At 38.8% G+C, this 1,480-nt stretch carries 1 protein-coding gene; it reads right to left on the bottom strand.

Annotated features, from left to right (window positions below):
- Positions 1 to 71: 71 nt before the first annotated feature.
- Positions 72 to 1,412, bottom strand: coding sequence for an NADP-specific glutamate dehydrogenase (gdhA, locus tag AC1DDX_RS27370; RefSeq protein WP_172660514.1), 1,341 nt, complete (start codon positions 1,410 to 1,412; stop codon positions 72 to 74).
- Positions 1,413 to 1,480: the final 68 nt, after the last annotated feature.

A 1,480-nucleotide genomic window follows, 5' to 3' on the forward strand; every position in this document is an offset into this window, starting at 1 on the left:
GGTTCGATTCCCGCTCTGAGTACAAAGCCTCTTTACTAAATGTAAAGAGGCTTTTTTATTGGCTCAGTGTATTATACAATGCCTTGCGCTATCATTGCATCAGCAACCTTAACGAAACCTGCTATATTTGCTCCTTTACCATAATTTACATAGCCATCTTCTTCTTTGCCATATTTAACACAATTCTGATGAATCTGAGCTATAATTATTTTTAGTTTAATATCAATTTTTTCGCGATCCCATGAATAACGAAGTGAGTTCTGCGACATTTCAAGCCCTGAAACGGCAACACCACCGGCATTGGCAGCTTTACCGGGAGCATACAAGATCTTAGCTTTTTCGAACACATGAATAGCGTCTGGTGTAGATGGCATATTTGCACCTTCTGCAACACAAAGACAACCATTTTCTACCAGAATCTTAGCGTCGTTCTCATTCACCTCATTTTGAGTAGCATTAGGAAAAGCCACATCACATTTTATACCCCATGGTTTCTCGCCAGCAAAGAATTGGCAGTTAAATTTATCTGCGTACTCTTTAATTCTTCCTCTGCGACTGTTTTTAAGTTCCATGATGTACTTAAGCTTTTCTGTGTCTATTCCATCAGGATCATAAACAAAACCTTCCGAATCTGACAAGGTCAATACCTTTGCCCCTACTTCTATACATTTCTCTGCTGTATATTGAGCAACATTTCCAGAACCTGAAATGACAACGTTTTTTCCTTTTAAAGAATCACCTTTCAGCTTCAGCATCTCTTCAACGAAGTATACCACACCGTAGCCAGTTGCTTCAGGACGAATTAAACTTCCTCCCCACTCAAACCCTTTTCCTGTTAAAACCCCTGTAAATTCGCCTCTGATGCGCTTATACTGACCAAACAGAAATCCTATTTCTCTTGCCCCTACACCAATATCTCCGGCAGGAACATCAATATCAGCACCAACATGGCGATATAATTCGGTCATAAAACTTTGGCAGAATTTCATCACCTCAGCATCAGATTTCCCTTTTGGGTCAAAATCTGAACCTCCTTTACCCCCACCCATAGGCAACCCGGTAAGGCTGTTCTTAAATACTTGTTCAAACGCAAGGAACTTAAGTACACTTAAGTTTACAGATGGGTGAAAGCGCAAACCTCCTTTATATGGACCAATTGCGCTGTTCATTTGAACCCTAAACCCACGATTAATTTCAACTTCACCTTTATCATTCAACCAAGGCACTCTAAAAATGATAACCCTTTCCGGCTCCGCAATTCTTTCTAAAATCTTGTTTATTTTATACTTAGAATTCTTTTCACTAAAGGGTATTATTGATTCTGCTACTTCATATACTGCCTGCAAAAATTCCGGTTCATGTGCGTTCCGAAATTCTATTTTACTCATAAATGTCTTGATCGATGAATCCATTGATAGTTTAAATGTTATAAAAATGATGAATTTGGCCTAAACATATAAAAATGCACTAAGCCTGGAAG

The sequence above is a fragment of the Pedobacter sp. 10L46_2 genome, from assembly GCF_056395165.1.

Coding starts and splice junctions, on each gene's coding strand:
- gdhA (WP_172660514.1), bottom strand. CDS start 1,412: ATGGATTCATCGATCAAGACATTTATGAGTAAAATAGAATTTCGGAAC.